This is a genomic window from Longimicrobiaceae bacterium, from assembly GCA_035696245.1.
Classification (GTDB): Bacteria; Gemmatimonadota; Gemmatimonadetes; order Longimicrobiales; family Longimicrobiaceae; genus DASRQW01.
In genome coordinates, this window is the sequence record DASRQW010000439.1 from 1 (window position 1) to 17252 (window position 17252).

General features: G+C 72.0%; 11 protein-coding genes. 9 read left to right on the forward strand and 2 right to left on the reverse strand.

Annotated elements, in window-relative coordinates; translation table 11 throughout:
* The first annotated feature begins 492 nt into the window (after positions 1-492).
* A complete protein-coding gene (locus VFE05_19785) occupies positions 493-1833 on the forward strand; it encodes an AmpG family muropeptide MFS transporter (GenBank protein ID HET6232326.1) in 1341 nt (446 codons plus the stop codon).
* Between the two features lie 236 nt (positions 1834-2069).
* Here VFE05_19785 and VFE05_19790 read toward each other — a convergent pair whose 3' ends face one another.
* A complete protein-coding gene (locus VFE05_19790) occupies positions 2070-5564 on the reverse strand; it encodes a PAS domain S-box protein (protein ID HET6232327.1) in 3495 nt (1164 codons plus the stop codon).
* 417 nt (positions 5565-5981) lie between these two features.
* On the opposite strand from VFE05_19790, the gene VFE05_19795 reads away from it, so the two are divergent.
* The 3 genes from VFE05_19795 to VFE05_19805 all read left to right on the forward strand — a co-directional run bounded on the left by VFE05_19795 (position 5982) and on the right by VFE05_19805 (position 11856).
* Positions 5982-6149, forward strand: a complete 168-nt coding sequence (locus VFE05_19795) for a hypothetical protein (GenBank protein HET6232328.1) — start codon at positions 5982-5984, stop codon at positions 6147-6149.
* 464 nt (positions 6150-6613) lie between these two features.
* Complete coding sequence (locus tag VFE05_19800; protein ID HET6232329.1) at positions 6614-8545, forward strand: N-acetylmuramoyl-L-alanine amidase; 1932 nt, start codon at positions 6614-6616, stop codon at positions 8543-8545.
* Between the two features lie 314 nt (positions 8546-8859).
* The gene (locus VFE05_19805) at positions 8860-11856 is read left to right on the forward strand and encodes a hypothetical protein (GenBank protein HET6232330.1); all 2997 of its coding nucleotides are present in this window, start codon (positions 8860-8862) and stop codon (positions 11854-11856) included.
* 388 nt (positions 11857-12244) lie between these two features.
* Here the strand turns inward: VFE05_19805 and VFE05_19810 are convergent, their stop codons facing one another.
* Positions 12245-12937, reverse strand: coding sequence for a glycoside hydrolase domain-containing protein (locus tag VFE05_19810; GenBank protein ID HET6232331.1), 693 nt, complete (start codon positions 12935-12937; stop codon positions 12245-12247).
* 573 nt (positions 12938-13510) lie between these two features.
* On the opposite strand from VFE05_19810, the gene VFE05_19815 reads away from it, so the two are divergent.
* From VFE05_19815 to VFE05_19835, 5 genes are all read left to right on the forward strand, one after another.
* The gene (locus VFE05_19815; protein ID HET6232332.1) at positions 13511-14461 is read left to right on the forward strand and encodes a c-type cytochrome; all 951 of its coding nucleotides are present in this window, start codon (positions 13511-13513) and stop codon (positions 14459-14461) included.
* A gap of 298 nt (positions 14462-14759) precedes the next feature.
* A complete protein-coding gene (locus tag VFE05_19820) occupies positions 14760-15428 on the forward strand; it encodes a hypothetical protein (GenBank protein ID HET6232333.1) in 669 nt (222 codons plus the stop codon).
* Positions 15429-15645: 217 nt separating this feature from the next.
* Positions 15646-16383: a CPBP family intramembrane glutamic endopeptidase gene (locus VFE05_19825; protein HET6232334.1), complete on the forward strand. Its 738-nt coding sequence runs from the start codon at positions 15646-15648 to the stop codon at positions 16381-16383.
* Positions 16384-16551: 168 nt separating this feature from the next.
* Complete coding sequence (locus tag VFE05_19830; protein HET6232335.1) at positions 16552-16851, forward strand: hypothetical protein; 300 nt, start codon at positions 16552-16554, stop codon at positions 16849-16851.
* The gene (locus VFE05_19835; protein ID HET6232336.1) at positions 16848-17117 is read left to right on the forward strand and encodes a hypothetical protein; all 270 of its coding nucleotides are present in this window, start codon (positions 16848-16850) and stop codon (positions 17115-17117) included. The genes VFE05_19830 and VFE05_19835 overlap by 4 nt, the downstream gene beginning before the upstream one ends.
* The last annotated feature ends 135 nt before the right edge of the window (positions 17118-17252 follow it).

Consider the following 17252-nt stretch of genomic DNA (forward strand, 5'->3'; position numbering starts at 1 on the left):
CACCGACCCCATTCCCACCGAGGGCATCCGCGGCAGCGGGTCCGACGCGCTGGTCGACCGCGTCCGCGCCCGCATGATCCGCGTACTCGGCGAGACCGAATCCCTCCCCCCGCTGGACTGCGCCGGTTAGCCTCGGATCCAAAGCTGCGCTCTATCTCCGTCCTCATGTCGGCGGAAGTGCAGATGTGCTGGCGAGAACCGCAAACGAGTATATCTGCGGCGGGTCGCACTCCTGATCGGGTTGGTAGATGCGGACGTCCGCCATCGACCAGCCGCCCGCCTGCGTCGAACTCTCGCGCGAATATCCTCCGTTCCTGCTGCGCATCAGCATCCCCCTTTCGCCGTTGTCTACGGCTTGAGATGCCCGCCGTCGCCGGGGAACTTCCGGGCGCATCTCCCGGAACGTACGCGGATTCGTAGGCTTGGTGCCGTTCTTGCTCGGCGGGGCGCCGGAGTTCGCATGCGGTCCAACCCCGGGACGGAGGCGCTCCCTTGAGCGACAAGCGGTCTCCCTCGCTGCTGCGCGTGTTCGGCCAGCCCAAGATGGCCGTGCTGCTGGTGCTCGGCTTCTCGTCCGGCCTCCCGCTGTACTTCACCGACAAGATGCTCCAGGCGTGGATGACCGTGGAGGGCGTGAAGCTCTCCACCATCACCGCGTTCAGCCTGGTGGGCACGCCCGCGACGCTCAAGTTCCTGTGGGCGCCGCTCATGGACCGCTACGTCCCCCCGTTCCTGGGGCGCCGCCGCGGCTGGCTGGTCATCACCCAGGTGGCCGTGCTGGTCGCGACGGCCGCGATGGCGCTGCACGACCCGCGCACGGGCTTGCAGGTGCTGGCGATCAACGCGGTGCTCATCGCCTTCTTCAGCGCGTCGCAGGACGTGGTGGGCGACGCGTACCGCACCGACGTGGCGGAGGAGCGCGAGACGGGCGCGGCGGCGTCCATCTGGGTGCTGGGCTACCGGATCGCCATGCTGCTCACCGGCTCGCTGGCGTTCATCCTGGCGGACCGGATGAGCTGGCAGGCGGTGTACGTGCTGATGGCGCTGCTGATGCTCGTCGGCGTGGCGGCCACGCTGCTGGCCCCGGAGCCGGTGCTGCGCGCCCGCCCGCCGCAGACGCTGGCCGACGCGGTGGTGCTGCCGTTCCGCGACTTCTTCGAGCGCGCCGGGCTGCTGCGCGGAATCGCGGCGCTGCTGTTCATCGTGCTCTACAAGCTGTCCGACAACCTGGCCGTGGGCCTCTCCACGCCCTTCCTGCTCAAGATCGGCTTCTCGCAGACGCAGGTGGGCACGGTGGTGGGCGGCGTGGGCCTCTTCGCCACCATCGGCGGGTCGCTGCTAGGCGGGGCGCTGGTGGGGAAGATGGGCATCAACCGCTCGCTGTGGATCGCCGGCGTGGCGCAGGGCCTGTCGCAGCTGGGCTACTACTGGCTGGCGCACGCCGGCCGCAGCGAGACGCTGATGATCGTGGCCGTGCTGGCCGAGAACATCGTGTACGGCCTGGTGACGGCGGTGTTCACGGCGTTCCTGATGAGCATATGCAGCAAGCGCTTCTCGGCCACGCAGTACGCGCTGCTCTCCAGCCTCATGGCCGTGAGCCGCGTGTGGGTGGTCGCCCCGGCCGGCTCGCTGGCCGAGCGCGTGGGCTGGCCCAGCTTCTTCATGATCGCGCTGGCCGCCAGCATCCCGGCGCTGCTGCTGCTGCCCTTCATCGCGCCCTGGAACCGCGAGGCCCCGGTCCTCTCCGCCGAGCACTCCGGCGAGGTGGAAGGCGGCGGCCCGGACGGCTTCGAAGACGATCCGGAAGATGCGCTGCGCCCGCCGCGGAGGTGATTCGACGGTAGATGTCGGACCGTTGATGTAGCGAAAGACGACGAATGGCCTGGAGACGCGAAGTCCCAGGCCGTTCCCCCGTCCATCACCGAACCGCACCATCGCCCCGGCCGCCGAAAGACCGCCCCCTCTCCCAGGCGGTTTTGGGAGAGGGGGCAGCGAGGAACGAGCAGGGGAGAGGGCCCGCCGCCCTCCCCCTGCGTGCGCCCCCCGCGAGCGTACGAACGGCGGGCCGTCTAACCGTCCAGCACCTCGCGGACCTTGCGCGCCAGCTCCTCGGGGCTGAACGGCTTCTGGAGGAAGTCGACGGCGGACTCGTGGACGCCCTGGCGCATCACCGCCTCGTCCGTGTAGCCGGACATGAACAGGAACCGGAGCCGCGGGCGGACGCGCTCCAGCACGCCTGCGAGCTGGCGGCCGCTCATTCGCGGCATCACCAGGTCGGTGACCACGATGTCGATCGCCTCGGGGTGCTCCCTCGCGATCCGCTCCGCCTCCTCGCCGTCGCGTGCCTCCAGCAGCGTGTAGCCGCGCGACCGGAGCACGCGGGCCGCCAGCCTCCGCACCGCGTCTTCGTCCTCCACCAGCAGCACCGTCTCGGCGCCGTCCGGAACGCGGGCCCGGTCCGTGGACGGCCTGGGCTGGGGTGGCGGCATGTCGGCGCGCGGCAGGTAGATGGTGAAGGTGGTGCCGCGGCCCAGCTCGCTGCTCACCTCCACGTGGCCGTCCGACTGCTTCAGGAAGCCGTAGACCATCGCGAGGCCCAGGCCCGTTCCCGCGCCCACCTCCTTGGTGGTGAAGAACGGCTCGAAGATCTGCGCCTGTGTCGGCTCGTCCATCCCGATGCCGGTGTCGCTCACGCAGACGCCCACGTAACGGCCCGGCGGAACGCCCGGCCCGTGGGCGGCGTCGCCGCCGTCCACCACGACGTCGCGGGTCTCGATGGTGAGGCGGCCCCCGTCCGGCATGGCGTCGCGCGCGTTGACCGCGAGGTTGATGATCGCCTGCTCGAACTGCCCCGGGTCGATCTCGGCCAGCCCCGGCGAGGCGCCCGTGACCAGCGCGACCTCTACGTCCTCGCCGATCAGCCGGCGCAGCAGCCGCAGCAGGTCGCGGAGCAGGCCGTTCAGGTTCACCACCCGCGGCTGCAGCACCTGCTTGCGGCTGAAGGCCAGCAGCTGGCGCGTGAGGGTGGCGGCGCGTTCGCCCGCCTGCCGGATCTCGGCGAGCAGCTCGCGGTCCGGGTGCTCGGGGCGCAGGCCGTCGAGCACCATCTGGCTGTAGCTGTTGATGACCGTGAGCAGGTTGTTGAAGTCGTGTGCCACGCCGCCCGCGAGCCGGCCCACCGCCTCCATCTTCTGCGCCTGGCGGAACTGCTCCTCCAGCGCCTTCAGCTCGGTCACGTCGCTGGAGATCCCCACCAGGCCGCTCACCCGTCCCTCGGCGTCGCGGTACACGCCCTTCGAGGCCACGTACGAGCGCTTCGTGCCGCCCGCGGTCACCGTCTCCTCGAACGTCTGCGACTCGCCCGAGGCCAGCACCTCCTCGTCGTGCTGCATCGCGGCGCGCGCGGCGTCGGGCACGAACAGCTCCCGGTCGCTCTTCCCGATCACCTCCGCCACGGTGCGGCCCAGCGCCCGCGCCCCGGCCGAGTTGATCATCAGGTAACGGCCCTGCAGGTCCTTCACGAACACCGCGTCGGAGGTCCCTTCCACCACGGCGTTGAGCAGGCTGTGGCTCTCGACCACGGCGCGGTTGGCGCGCTCGCGCTCGGTGATGTCGCGCACGACCGCCAGCAGGTAGTCGCGGTCCAGGCGCACGAAGGTGACGTTCACCTCCACCGGGAACTCGGAGCCGTCCTTGCGCCGGTGCAGGCTCTCGAACACGCGCGACCCCGTGCGCCGGATCTCGTCCACCACCGGCCTCCACGCACTGCCGGCCAGCCGCGGGTCGATGTCGCCCAGGTGCAGCTCCAGGTACTCGTCGCGGGTGTACCCGTGGGCGACGCACGCCTGCCGGTTCACGTCCAGGAAGCGCCCGGTCTGGGGGTCCACCACCTCTACGGTGTCGTTGGTGTGGTCGATGAGCGTGCGGAAAAGGGCCAGCGCCTCGCTGCTCCGCTTGCGGTCGGTAAGGTCCTGCATCACCCCGAACGCGCGGCGGGGGCGCCCAGCGGGGTCGCGGATCACCTCGCCGATGCTGTGGATGGTGCGCACGTCGCCGTCGGGCCGGACCACCCGGTACTCCACGTCGTAGTGGCCGTCGCCCTCCTGTGCCCGGGCGGTGGCGCGTGCCTGGATCTCGCGGTCGTCCGGGTGAATGCGCAGGCGGAAGTCGGCCATCGTCGGCGCCGTCTCGCCCGGACGGAGGCCCAGGATGCGGTAGGTCTCGTCGGACCAGGAGATGCGGTCGGCTTCCAGGTCGTTGTCCCAGTAGCCCACGTGGGCGATGCGCTCGGCCTCCTCGAGGCGGGCCTCGCTGTCGGCCAGCTCGCGCAGGGTGCGGAGCGAGGTGACGGCGTCGCCCAGCCGGCGGCCCACCTGCTGGAAGATCTCCTCGTCCAGGGCCGTCCAGGCGCGCGGGTGCGACGCCTGGCTAAGCCAGAAGAGGTAGGGCTGCTCGGTCCGGGGGTACACGGCCATCGCCAGCTTGGACCGGCTGCCCAGCGCGATCGACGCGGCGGGCAGCGGCCGTGCGCCGGGCGCGCCGAACTGCACCGGCACGTCGCCGGCCTCCCGCACGGTCCGGAGCATGTCCGCCATCCCGGGGTCCGTCCCGGCCGGGATCTCGCGGTCGCCCAGCTCGTGGAGCGGCGCCCGCGCGCGGTCTACGGTGATCGACCATGCGGCCGCGTCGGGGTCGCACGGATAGAGCAGCCCCGCCCGGTCGGTGCCGAAGATCGACACGGAGGCATCGAGGACGTCGCGCACCATCCCCTCCAGGTCGGCGGCGCCCTGGATGGCGCGGTTCACCCGGTCCATGCTCTCCAGCAGCCGGAGGCGGGCGCCGCGCTCCTCCTCGGCGCGGTGGCGCTCGGTCGCGTCGCGGCACACGGTGAGCACGTGCGCACCGCCGTGGTAGTCGATGATCGAGGCCCGCGTCTCGATCCACCGCCACAGACCCTCGCGGTCGTGCACCCGCCACGTCAGGCGCTCGTCCGCGCCGGCCAGCACTCGCTTCAGCCAGCACTGGCCGCGCTCCAGGTCGTCGGGGTGGGCGAACTCGAAGAGGGTGGTGGGAATGCGCCCGTAGAGGTCGAGCACCGACGGGCTGGCGTAGACGCTGTGCCCTTCGGTGTCGTGCAGCCGGATGAAGTCGCTCGAGCGCTCCGTGAGCAGCCGGTAGAAGGCTTCGCCCTCGCGTGCCGCCTCCTCGCGCTCCTTCAGCGCGGTGACGTCCACCGCCACCCCGCGGAGGGTGGCGGGTGCCCCGTCCGCCCTCGCGGCGCTCACCACGTCGTGCAGCCACACCGTGCGCCCGTCGGCGGCCCTGACGCGATAATCGGCGGCGAGCCCGCCCGGCTCCTGCCCGGCCCGCGAGAGGATGTCGCGCACCGGGGCGAGGTCGTCGGGGTGAACCACGCTCTCCCAGAACCCCGGCCTGAGCCACTCCTCCGCCGGATACCCCAGCAGGCGCGGCGCATTCGGGCTCACCCATGCGGTGCGGTGCCGCTCGGCGTCGGCCTCCCAGACGAGCGCGTCGGCATGCGTGATGAGCTGCTGGAGATGCACGGGTGCGGCTTCGTGTGGAATGGTTCGCGTCGGCGCCAAAGGGCCGTGTGATTCACCGCACGCTCCGTTCCTCCACGCCCCGGGGTGTTTCGTAGAACACACGTTTCACCGAGGGGCTGCGCGAACCGCGCCTCCCACCCGCATGCACCGTCACGCCCAGGAACTGCTGGCCGATGCGGAGACGCCACGATGTCGATCCGTCCGCCACCGAAGGCACAATCCTCCCAGCGTCGTGAAAGACCGCCCCCTCTCCCAGGCAGTCTTGGGAGTGGGGGCGGCGAGGCACGAGCGGGGGCGAGGGCTCCGGCTCACGCGCGTAGAACCTTGTTCCGTGTGAAGCTACGGCGCATACTGTCACCTCCCGGTGTCTCCTTCGCGGACACCGAGTGCTGCCAACGACATACGGAGGATGGACAGATGCGCCTCGACCTCGAAAGTCTGCGGGTCACCACGTTCGAGCCCGGCTCCGATCCGTTCGGGGCTCCCTTGCCGGGCGTCGAGCCCGCCGCCGGGAATGGAACGAGCGGGTTCTGCACCACGGAGCTCGGCTACTCGGACCGCGCCGCGACCTGCGACAGCGTCTGATACGAAATCCGGGAGAATCGGTGCAGCCGGCATCGCCCTGGCGGCTAAAGCCGCGGGCTACGACGGCACGAAGCCCACCGTCGTGGGCTGCTACCGATGGTCCGAATCGCTTCGGCGAGACTCCGTGAAGGCAAGCCGATCTACCCGGATTCCGTATGAGTCGCGATCCGATAGCGAAGGACGTCCAGCGAACCTGCGGGGCCGCTCTCCTTCCGGGAGCGGCCCCGTTCGTCTGCGCTCCTGGCGGCGCATCGGAGGGCCGGCGGCACGGAACGGATCGGACAGCGGCTGGAGGTGGATGGATCGGATGCAGGTCCGGACATCCTCGTCCGCATCTTCCGTCTGCCTGGCCGTGAACATCCAGCGTCACGCCGCCCGCAGCCTCGCGCGACCGCTCTCGCCGCGTTAGTCTCAACCCGTCCGCAAACGCACGATCCTACCCGCGTCTCCGTCTCCAGCCACGCATGCAGCGACAGGTCCGCGCCGTCCTCTGCCTCGCCGCGCTCGGGGCGTGCGCGTCTCCCGCGCGCCAGCCCGCGCCGGGCGCGCCTCAGCCGTCCGCAGGTGCGCCGGCGAGGCCGCGTGGCGAGATGCTTCCGCCCATCCAGCCGCGGCGCGGGCCGCTCGCCATCGACGTCGTCTACCCGGCGGAGGGCGACGCGCTGACGGCGAGCGACAGCAACTTCGTGTTCGGCAGCGTGGGGACGGGAGATGCGCGGCTCACCATAGGCGGCGTGCCGGTGGAGGTGGCGCCGAACGGCGCGTTCCTCGCCTTCGTGCCCGTGCCGCGCGACGGCGCGTACCGCGTGGAGGCCGAGGCGAACGGCCAGCGCGCATCCGCCGTGCGCCACGTGCGCCTCCCCGCCGCCGCGTGGACGGGCGAGGGCATCGCTCCCGGCGGCGTGAGCCCGCGCGGCGCGATGACGGTGGCGGCGGGAGAGCGGATCACGGTGCGCGTCCGCGGCTCGGCCGGCGCGCAGGTGGCGCTCGTGTTCGCGGACGGGCGGCGCATCCCCCTCGCGGAGCAGACATCTACCGAGCGGCCCGAAGGCTTCATGCGCGACCGCGCCCCGCCCGTGGCCTTCACCGAATACGTGGGCAGCTTCCCCGCGACCGAGCAGATGATCGCCGCGGCGGATCGCACCCTGCCCGCGCCTACGCTCGTTCCCGTCGATCCCGCCCGCGACGCACGCATCATGAGCGCGACGGTGGAGATGTGGGCCGGGCCGCGGCGGTACACGGCCCCGCTCGACCTGAACCTGGACGTGTTGGAGCGCGGCGAGGTGCGCGCGGGCGTCGCCGCCGGCTCGCGGTCCGACAGCGTCGTCTTCGGCCGGTCGATGCCGGGCTCGGGCACGCCGTACCACTGGTTCCTGCCCAACGGCACGCGGCTCACGCTCACCGGCGAGCGCGACGGCGCGTACCGCGTCCGCCTCGCGCAGGACCTGGACGTGTGGGTGGACGCGAAGGACGTTCGGCTGCTCCCCGCCGGCACGCCGCCGCCCGACGCGACGGTGGAGACGGTGCGTCTCGATCCGCAGCCCGGCTGGGTGGATCTGCGCCTCGCCACGTCCGCCCGCGTGCCCTTCCGCGTGGACGCGGACGACGCGTCGCTGCGCGTGGAGGTGTACGGCGCGCGCACGCGGACCAACTGGATGCAGTACGGCCCGCAGGACACCATGGTTCGGCGGATGGAGTGGGCGCAGCCGGCCACGGACCGCTTCACGGTGACGCTCGGCCTGGCGCGGGCGCCGTGGGGATGGCGGGCGTTCTGGGACCGCGACGGCAGCCTGGTCGTCCGCATCCGCCGCGCGCCGGAGGTGGACGCGCGCCAGCCGCTCCGCGGGCGCTACATCGCCGTGGACGCGGGGCACCCGCCCGGCGGCGCCATCGGCCCCACGCGGCTCACCGAGGCCGAGGTGAACCTGGCCGTCGCGCAGCGCCTCGCGCGGATGCTGCGGGACGCGGGCGCGCGCGTGCTGGAGACGCGGCCCACGCCCGCCGCGGTCGATCTCCAGCCGCGCACGCTCATGGCGGCGGATTCGAACGTGGACCTGCTCGTCTCCATCCACAACAACGCGTTCCCGGACGGGGTGAACCCGTTCACGAACGCGGGCACCACGGCGTTCTACAACGCGCCGCAGTCGCTCGCCCTGGCCCGCGCGCTCCAGCGCGAGCTGCTGGCGGAGCTGGGGCTGCGCGACCTGGGCATCGCGCACGCCGACCTGGCGCTCGTGCGCCCGACGTGGTTCCCCTCCACGCTCACCGAGACGATGTTCCTCATGGTGCCGCGCCAGGAGAACGCCCTCCGCGACCCCGCCGTCCAGGAGCGCATCGCCCGCGCGCACTTCCGCGCCATCGAGTCCTTCTTCCGCGACCACGCCACCGCGCCATGACGCTCGGGTGCGCCGCATCTTCCGACGAACGAAGCACCTACGCGGGCCGTCGGGAGATGCAGAGCTTTCGATTCGGCTGGGAGATGTCGCTCGTGGGATGCAGACAGTCGACGGGTCGGGAGATGTAGACCGGACAATCGGGCGGTTGATGTGGATCGGCGATGTGGATCGGGCGATGTGGATCGGATGAGGACGATGACGAGCGGGAGATGCGGAGCGGATCGGCGGACGAGAACCCACCACCTGGGATGAAGATGCACAGATGCCCGGCCGGTCCCCATCTCCGGCCCGCCGTTCGGACGCGGATCGGTCGCGTGACCGCCATCTCCCGATGCGCCGTGCTGGCCGTGTCGCTGCTCCTCGCCTCCGCGCCGCGGACGAGTGCGCAGGGGCCGCCGCCGGACGCGCACTGGACGACGGTGGACACGAAGCACTTCCACGTGCACTACTCGCGCGGGCTGGACTCGCTCGCCGCCCGCGCCGCAGTGCGCGCCGAGGTCGCATGGGAGCAGCTGGCCGAGGCGACCGTGAGCCCGCCGCGGGGGCGCATCGACCTCGTCGTCACCGACAACGTGGACTACTCCAACGGCTACGCCACGCCGCTGCCCACGAACCGCATCGTCATCTTCGCGCACCCTCCGGTGGACGATCCCGCGCTCAGCTACTTCGACGAGTGGATGCAGCTCGTCATCTCGCACGAGCTCACGCACATCTTCCACCTGGACTACGCGCGCGGGCCGTTCACCGCCATCCGCCGCGTTTTCGGGCGGGTGCCGTACGGCTTCCCCAACCTGTACAATCCCGGCTGGGTGACGGAGGGGCTCGCGACGTACAACGAGTCGCGCCTCACCCGCGCCGGCCGCGTGGAAGGCACCACGCACGAGATGGAGGTGCGCACCGCGGTGCTGGAGGACCGCTTCTTCTCCATCGACCGTGCGACGGGCAACCCCACGAGCTGGCCGGGACCGTCCGGGCGCTACGTGTACGGCTCGCTCTTCGTGGAGTGGCTGTCCGAGCGGTACGGGCCGGAGAAGGTGAACGACTTCATGCGCCGCACCGGCCGCACGCTGGTGCCGTACCTGCTGGACAACGCCGCGCGCCGGACGTTCGGCGTGTCGTTCACCACCGCGTGGAGCCAATGGCAGGCCGAGCTCCGGCAGAGGTACGCGCCGCTGGCCGACTCGCTCCGCCGCGCCGGCCTCACCGACGCCGAGGTGCTCACGCGCGCCGGCCAGTACGCCGACTTTCCGCGGTTCTCGCCAGACGGCGCCACCATTGCCTACGCCGCCAACACCGGCCGCAGCCAGAGCGCAACGCGTCTGCTCGGCGCAGGCGGCGGCGACCGCGCCCTCGCGCCGCGCAACAGCCTGGACGCCATGGCGTGGGCGCCCGGCGGCCGTTCGCTTGTGACGGCGGAGCTGGAGGCGCGCGACCGCTACCGCTACTTCTCCGACCTCTACCGCGTCGGCGTCGATGGTGACGTACGTCGCATCACCCGTGGCGCGCGCGTGGCCGAGCCGGACGTGTCGCCGGACGGGCGCCGCGCCGTCGCCATCCACAGCGGCGACGGTACGACGGAGCTGGTGACGGTGGACCTCGCCACGGGAGATGTGCGGCCGCTCGTGCCCGCCACGCTGAACGAGCACTGGGCCTACCCGCGCTGGTCGCCGGACGGGTCGCGCATCGCCGCCACGCGCTGGCGGCCGGGCGCCTATCTCGACATCGTCGTCCTCGACACCGCCGGGCGCGTGGTCCGCGAGGTGACGCACGACCGCGCGGTGGACAACAATCCCGCGTGGTCGCCAGACGGGCGGTATGTCCTCTTCTCGTCGGACCACAGCGGCATCAGCAACCTCTACGCGTACGATCTCCAGGCGGGCGAGCTCCGGCAGGTCACCAACGTCCTCACCGGCGCGTTCGAGCCGGACGTGTCGCCGGACGGCCGGTGGATCGCCTTCGCCGCCTACCACGCGGACGGGTTCCACATCGCCCGCATGCCGTTCGACCCGTCCTCATGGCGCGCCGCATCTCCCGTCCGCCCGGAGTACGCGGACAGCGTGCGGCCGGACGTGCCGCGCCCGGCCAGCGTGCCCGCCGCGGGCACGCCGCACCGCTACTCGCCGTGGCCGTCGCTGAAGCCTGCGAGCTGGTCGCCGTACGTCTCCAGCGAGTCCACGCTGGGCGTTGGGATCGGGGCGGCGACGGCGGGCAACGACGTCGTGAGCCGCCACGCCTACGCCGCCGACTTCCTCGTCCGCCCCCGCGGCGGGCGGACGGACGCGGACGCCGTCTACGTCTACTCCGGCCTGGGCAACCCCACGCTCTCGCTCTCGGCGTTCCAGGACTGGACCGTCCTGGTCGGCCCCGGCGTGCTCACGTCGGGCGACACCACTATCCAGAGCGCGCTGCTGGAGCGGGAGCGGTCGGTGTCCGCCACGGCGACCTTCGCGCGGCCGCGCTACCGCTCGTACACGTGGCTGAGCGCGGGCGCCAACCTGCGCCGCCTGCACCGCGCGTGGGAGCATCCGGACGATCCCACCACGCAGGCGCTCACCCTCCACACCGTGCCGTACGACGTGGGCGGCGTGGTGACCACCGGGTACAGCTCGGTGCGCAGCTACGCGTACTCCATCAGCCCGGAGAACGGGATGCTGGGCGCGCTGACGGCCCAGGCGCGACGCTTCACGTCGCCCTTCGCGGACCAGCCGGAGCCGACAGGCTACCTGCGCCTCACCGGCCGCGGCGAGGCGTTCCGGCCGCTGGCGCTGGGCGGCTTCGCGCGGCACGTGCTGGCGCTGCGCGTGGCCGGCGGCGGCGACATCGGGTCGCGCAGCCCGCTGCTGTCGGTGGGCGGCACGGGCGGGCTGGGCACGGGGCTGCCCATCGGCACGGGCTTCGATCTGGGCAAGTCGCTCCAGTACCCGGTGCGCGGGTACCCCGAGGGCGCCCAGCGCGGCGACCGCGCGGTGAGCGCCACCGCCGAGTACCGCTATCCCATCGCCCTGGTGGAGCGCGGCTACCGGATGATCCCGGCATTCCTCGACCGCCTGTGGGGCACCGCCTTCGCCGATGCGGGCACCGCGTGGTGCGTGGCCGAGTGCGACTCCACGCTGCCCACGTACGGCCGCACGGCGCGCCCCATCTACTCCCTGGGCGCCGAGCTGGGTGCGGACGCCGACATCTTCTTCGCCGGCGGCATCACCCTTCGCGGCGGCGTCGCCTTCCCCCTGAGCCGCGTCGACGACTTCGACACCGGCGCGCGCCAGCGCCCCAACCCGCAGCTATACCTGCGGCTCGGGCGGTCGTTTTGAAGGTGCTGGGGAATGAGGGGGACGAGTGGAAAAGATGGGGATGCCGGGCGTTCAGCCGGGCGTATGAAACGCCCGGCTGGGAACTGCGGTCGTCCTTCGGACGAGGGTCCACGCGCGCCGATGGGCTGACACGCGTTGGGAGATCAGTGGGGGCGGGATCAGCTTGAGCGCTGCGCGTGTGGTGAGGATGGAGAAGGGTGGGGAACAGCAGAAACGCGTGGTTTCGTGCCGACGCATCGGCAACGCGCCACCCTCGCGGCAGCGAGGATGCCTCGTCCGCCAGGACGACCGCAGTCCAAAGCCGGGTGTTTTATACGCCCGGCGATGCTGGCGCGGGCTTGGAGACCATCGCCGAGCGACACTCTATCGCCTGCGCCTGTCGCGCCCCCTACAGCGTGGAGGGGTTTCGCGTGGTCGCGACGTCCTCGTCGATGACGACGCGGTGGCCGCCCCAGGTGCGCGCGCGGTTCAGGTTGCCCTGCCAGACGCGCGCGGGTGCGGCCGAGGTCGCGGGCCGCCCGTTCAGCGTGAACCCGCGCTCGCCGCTGATCCAGAACGGCGGGCTGCCCTTGCGGCCCGCGCGCCGGTACGCCGCCGTGGCGATGTCGTGCAGGCCCGCGGCGCCACGGCGGGCGCTGTAGGTGCCGGGCACATAGCGGCCGTCGCGCAGCATCTCGCGAATCCAGGCGGCGTAGTACACCTCCAGCTTCGCGCGCTGGGTGCGGGTGGGCTCCACGTTCAGGTACACGATGCTGCCCTCGTCGAACCCCTCCGAAGCGGCCTTGCGGATGGCGTCGCGCGCGTCGGACGCGCCCCGCGCGGCGGTGAGGAAGCGGCGCGAGCAGTAGCGGGCCCGCGCGTCCTGCGCCCGCGAGCGGTGGTCCCAGCCCTGCTGGCCCACGTACAGGATGCCCATCCCCCAGCCCATCCGCTCCAGCGTGCCGCGCTTGCCGGACCACGACGTCCCGCGGTGGCACGGCGACGGCAGGTAGTAGCCCACCCACTGGTACGGCGACTCCCGCTTCCACGCACGCATCACCGCCGTGCCCGGGTAGTGCTTCACGTCGAACCCGGGCGACACGCTCCTTGCCGCAGCCGCGGGAGCGGCGGACGGGAGATGCGCGTTGTGCGGCGGATCTCCCGCTGTCGTGCGATGGACAGCCAGCGGGAGATGCACGGCCGGCGAGAGATGCGCGGCGCGCGGATCCGACGCCGTCGCAAGATGAACGGCTGGCGGCAGATGCGCGGCTTTCGCGGGGCGTGCGCTGGGCGGACGATGCGCGGGTGGGTGCTTGTGGGCGGGCCGGCCGGGCCCGGCGATGAGCGCGCAGGCGAGCAGCGAGAGGCGAGCGGATCCGATCCAGTTCATGCAGCCGGCCGGGCAGGGTGGCGGTGCGCGACGCGAGCTCCCCGAGCGCGGCGTCCGAAGCGCGGGAAGATAGCCCCGCACGGTCGCCCCCGGCACCCCGCCACGCAGCAAACCACTTCCGCCACAGCGGATGCGCCGCCGTCCGCCTCCGCTCGAGCCGCGCCGCAGCCGTCTCTTCGCGTTAGATTCCCAGCCTGGCCGCCGTTGCCGTTAGTCCCCGCAGGGGGACTTTGCGCAGTCGTTGCCGCGGTTTCAACCGCCCGCCGCCTCCCAACTCTCCGAAACGTGTCCCGACCTTATCTCCGCCGCACCGCCGCGCTGCTCGCTCTGACCCTCGCCGCCTGCTCGTCCGATGCGGAGAGGAAGGCCGTGCCTGCGGCAAAAGCGGATTCGGGAGATGCGAAGCAGGCCGCGCCGCTCGTCCCGGCCAGCGCGGGGCTGGACCGGATCGCGACGCTCGTGCGCGACCCCGCGCACGACTCGCTCCCTGCGGATGCGCATGAGGCCGAGCAGGTGCGGCTCGGCCTCCGCATCTTCCGGAACACGCGGGCGGAGGCGGCGCGGTTCGCGGGCAACGGGCTCACGTGCGAGAACTGCCACCTCAACGGCGGCCAGAAGGAAGGCGCGCTGCCGCTGGTGGGCGTCGCGGCGACGTTCCCGCAGTACCGCGCGCGTTCCGGGCGGCTCATCAGCCTCCAGGACCGAATCGCGGACTGCTTCCAGCGCAGCCTGAACGGCACCGCGCCGGCCATGGACAGCCGCGAGATGATGGCCATCTCCGCGTATCTCACCTGGCTCTCTGCCGGCCAGCCCGTCGGCCGCAGCCCGGCGTGGAGAGGCGCGAACGCGATCCCCAAGGCGGCGCAGATTCCGGTCGAGCGGCTGGATACGGCGGTAGGGAGAGCGCTCTACGGGCAGCAGTGCGTCGCCTGCCACGGGGCGGACGGGCAGGGTGTGGACCTCCGGGTCGCCAAGCCGGGGCCGCTGTGGGGCCCGCGTTCGTGGAACGACGGCGCGGGCGCGGCGCGCATCTACACGCTCGCCGGATATGTCCGCCGCGCGATGCCGCTGGGCCGCGGCGGCACCCTCAGCGACGAGCAGGCCCAGCAGGTCGCCGCGTACATCAACTCCCAGCCGCGCCCGAAGTTCGCGGGCTGGGCGCGCGACTACCCCGCCGGCGCCGTCCCGCCGGACGCCGTCTACGACCCGCGCCACACCCGCACGACGAAGCGCTGACGTTCCGCCCCTCGACCGATCGGCAGCATCGCATCTGCCGAATCGCTGAGGTGCGCGGCGAGCGCCCTCGCGAACGGGTGCGTGCGCGATGATCTTCCCACGCGAATCCCACTTCCGGCAGCAACCGGCACAGGTCGGCTTCGTCTACCGGTAGCCGCGGGTTCACCCGCCAAGTGGTGCGCCGCGCCGCATCTCCCGAATCTTCGGCCGCATCCCGCGAACCTCCAGCAAGGTCGCGGAGTACGAGACGGACCGCCGCCGATCCGCATCTCCCGACACCTATCCCGAGGCCATGCCCATGACCGACCCCGCCGTCCGGCCGCTCGCCCGCCGCGGCTTCCTGCTGCGCCTCTCGTCGCTCGCGGTGGCGCTCGGGCTCCCCGGCACCGCGTCCGCATCGACCCGCGCCGTCCGCGTGCCGGGAGACGAGGTGGATGCCTGGATCCAGGCGCTGCACGGGAAGCACAAGCAGATCTTCCACGCGGACAACGCGCGCGACGCCCGCGCGCTGGCGGCCATGCACGCGTACCTGCAGGGCTACGCGCGCGCGTACGCCGTGCCCGAGCGCGAGGTGAACGCGGTGCTCGCGGCGCAGGGCGGCACCACCATGTACCTGCTGGGCGACGGCGTGTGGGCCAAGTACGCGCTGGGAGCGATGGCCAAGGTCAACGACCCGCGCACCCAGCAGCCCAGCGTCCGCAACACGTGGCGCGCGGGCGGCGACGGCGAGATGCTCTCGGCCGAGATGGCGATCGAAGGGCTCCAGCGGCGCGGCACGGTCTTCCTGGTCTGCGAGAACTCGCTGCACGCGTTCGCCACGCAGCTCTCCAGCAAGACCGACATCCCCATCGAGACCGTCCAGGCCGACCTGCGCGCCGGCCTTCTCCCCGGCGTGATCGTCGTCCCGGCGATGGTGATCGCCGTGGGTCGCGCGCAGGAGCACGGCTTCACCTACATCTCCACCTGACGCACGCGGTCGGTTCGGAGCGGCCCGATGCACCACCGTCTCGAATGATGACGGCCGGCGGGCAACGATGAGATGCACGCGGTGCAGATGATGTAGATGCGAGCCCGCGGCGGACGATGCCGGCTCCCTACCAGAGCTTCGCGGAACGTTCTTGGGCAGATAGATTGAGGCGCGTGGCCACTCGGCCGCGCGCCTCATCTCATCTACGGGAATGCTCGTGATCCGCCTCCTGCACCACGCCTTCGTCCTCTTCCTGATCGTCCTGTTCCCCCTGTGGGACTGGCACGAGACGCGCCGCCTCAAAGCCTCGACCGATCCGCGCGACCGCGTGCGCGCGTACCGGCAGACGATCGCCTGGCAGCTCGCCGCGACCGCGCTCCTGCTCGCGACCATGCCGCTGTCCCGGCTGTTCACGCCCCCCGCGGCCGGCAAGCTGCTCGGCGTGGAGGTGAACACCCGGATGGTGCTGCCGGTGCTGGTGGGCCTGCTCATCGGCGCCGGCCTTCCGGTGCTGATCTCGCTGCGCGGGCGCAAGGGTGGCTCGCCAGCGGTGCCGGGGCTGGAGAAGATCGCCTTCTTCCTCCCGCGCACCCGCGAGGAGCGGCTGTGGTTCGCCTGCGTCGCCATCACCGTCGGCGTGTGCGAGGAGATCATCTACCGCGGCTTCCTCATCCGCTACATGCAGTCACTCCCGTTCGGGCTGACGGTGGCGGGCGCGGTCGTCGCGGCGGCGCTCGTCTTCGGCATCGACCACGGCTACCAGGGCTGGCAGGGCCTGCTCGGGACGACCGTGCTGGCGCTCGTGATGTCCGCCCTGTTCATCGCCGCCGGCGCGCTGTGGGTGCCGATGATCGTCCACGCCCTCATCGACCTCCGCGTCCTCCTGCTCGTTCCGCCGAGCACGGGGGATGGAGCGCACGACGGTTCGTCCGGGCCGGCCGAGGCCGAGGCGTAGCGTCCGGCGGGGCCTGACGGCAGATGCGTGGTCCCCGCTCCGGCCGGCGAGCCGGCGCGGAGAGGCGGATGCGATGTGGAGGGCGCCGCTCCCGGCCCGGGCACGGATCGTGAAGAGCCGCAAGGGCATGCGGGGTGTGCCCGCAGGGACTCAAACGGAGGGACGACCATGGGCGGCAAGCGGCCTGACCAGTACAACATCGACCCGCGCGAGGCGGGCGCCACCGACTACAAGAACCTCCCCCAGAAGGGCCACGGCGGCTCCAGCCTGGACGACACCATCGAGCTGGACAAGCAGCAGTACGCCCGCTCGGCCAGCGAGGAGGAGCAGGGCGGGATCCCCGCGCCGGGCCGGCACCCCGCGCCCAGCAAGTACGCGAACGCCGGCACCTCCGAGGTGGAGGGCGAGGAGCGCGCCCGCGAGGCCCGCGGCAACACCGACGCGGGGCGGGACGGGGTGGGCGCGTGACCGGCCACGCGGGCACGCCCGGCCCCCGCCGCGAGGTGGGCGACGCCGCGCACTCGCAGATGCACCCGCCGCACACCGACGAGAATTCGGCCGGCGCGCCGGTGCAGGGCTCGGCCGCGGGGCCCAACGAGGTGCCGGTGCTGCCCGCGAACGCCCACGGGCGCGACAAGGTGAGCAACGACGACCAGCACAAGCGGACCGACGACGAGAGCATGTACGACCGCCGTCCCGCCGAGGACAAGGACAAGAGCCTCGGCGAGCACTAGAAGTCTGTTGAAAAACGCTGCGCCTCAGGGTGTGAAGCGGTAGATTGAGGGAGCGAATCTACTGGTGAACTCCTCTTCTGCGTAGAGCGATGCTCGGGCGAAACGACACTCCGCTGGAGCTGTTCCAGATGGTGG

What these genes read in the sequence shown, in the direction of transcription:
- VFE05_19795 (HET6232328.1), top strand. Translation starts at nt 5,982, where the DNA reads ATGCGCCTCGACCTCGAAAGTCTGCGGGTCACCACGTTCGAGCCCGGC.
- VFE05_19800 (HET6232329.1), top strand. Translation starts at nt 6,614, where the DNA reads ATGCAGCGACAGGTCCGCGCCGTCCTCTGCCTCGCCGCGCTCGGGGCG.
- VFE05_19820 (HET6232333.1), top strand. Translation starts at nt 14,760, where the DNA reads ATGACCGACCCCGCCGTCCGGCCGCTCGCCCGCCGCGGCTTCCTGCTG.
- VFE05_19830 (HET6232335.1), top strand. Translation starts at nt 16,552, where the DNA reads ATGGGCGGCAAGCGGCCTGACCAGTACAACATCGACCCGCGCGAGGCG.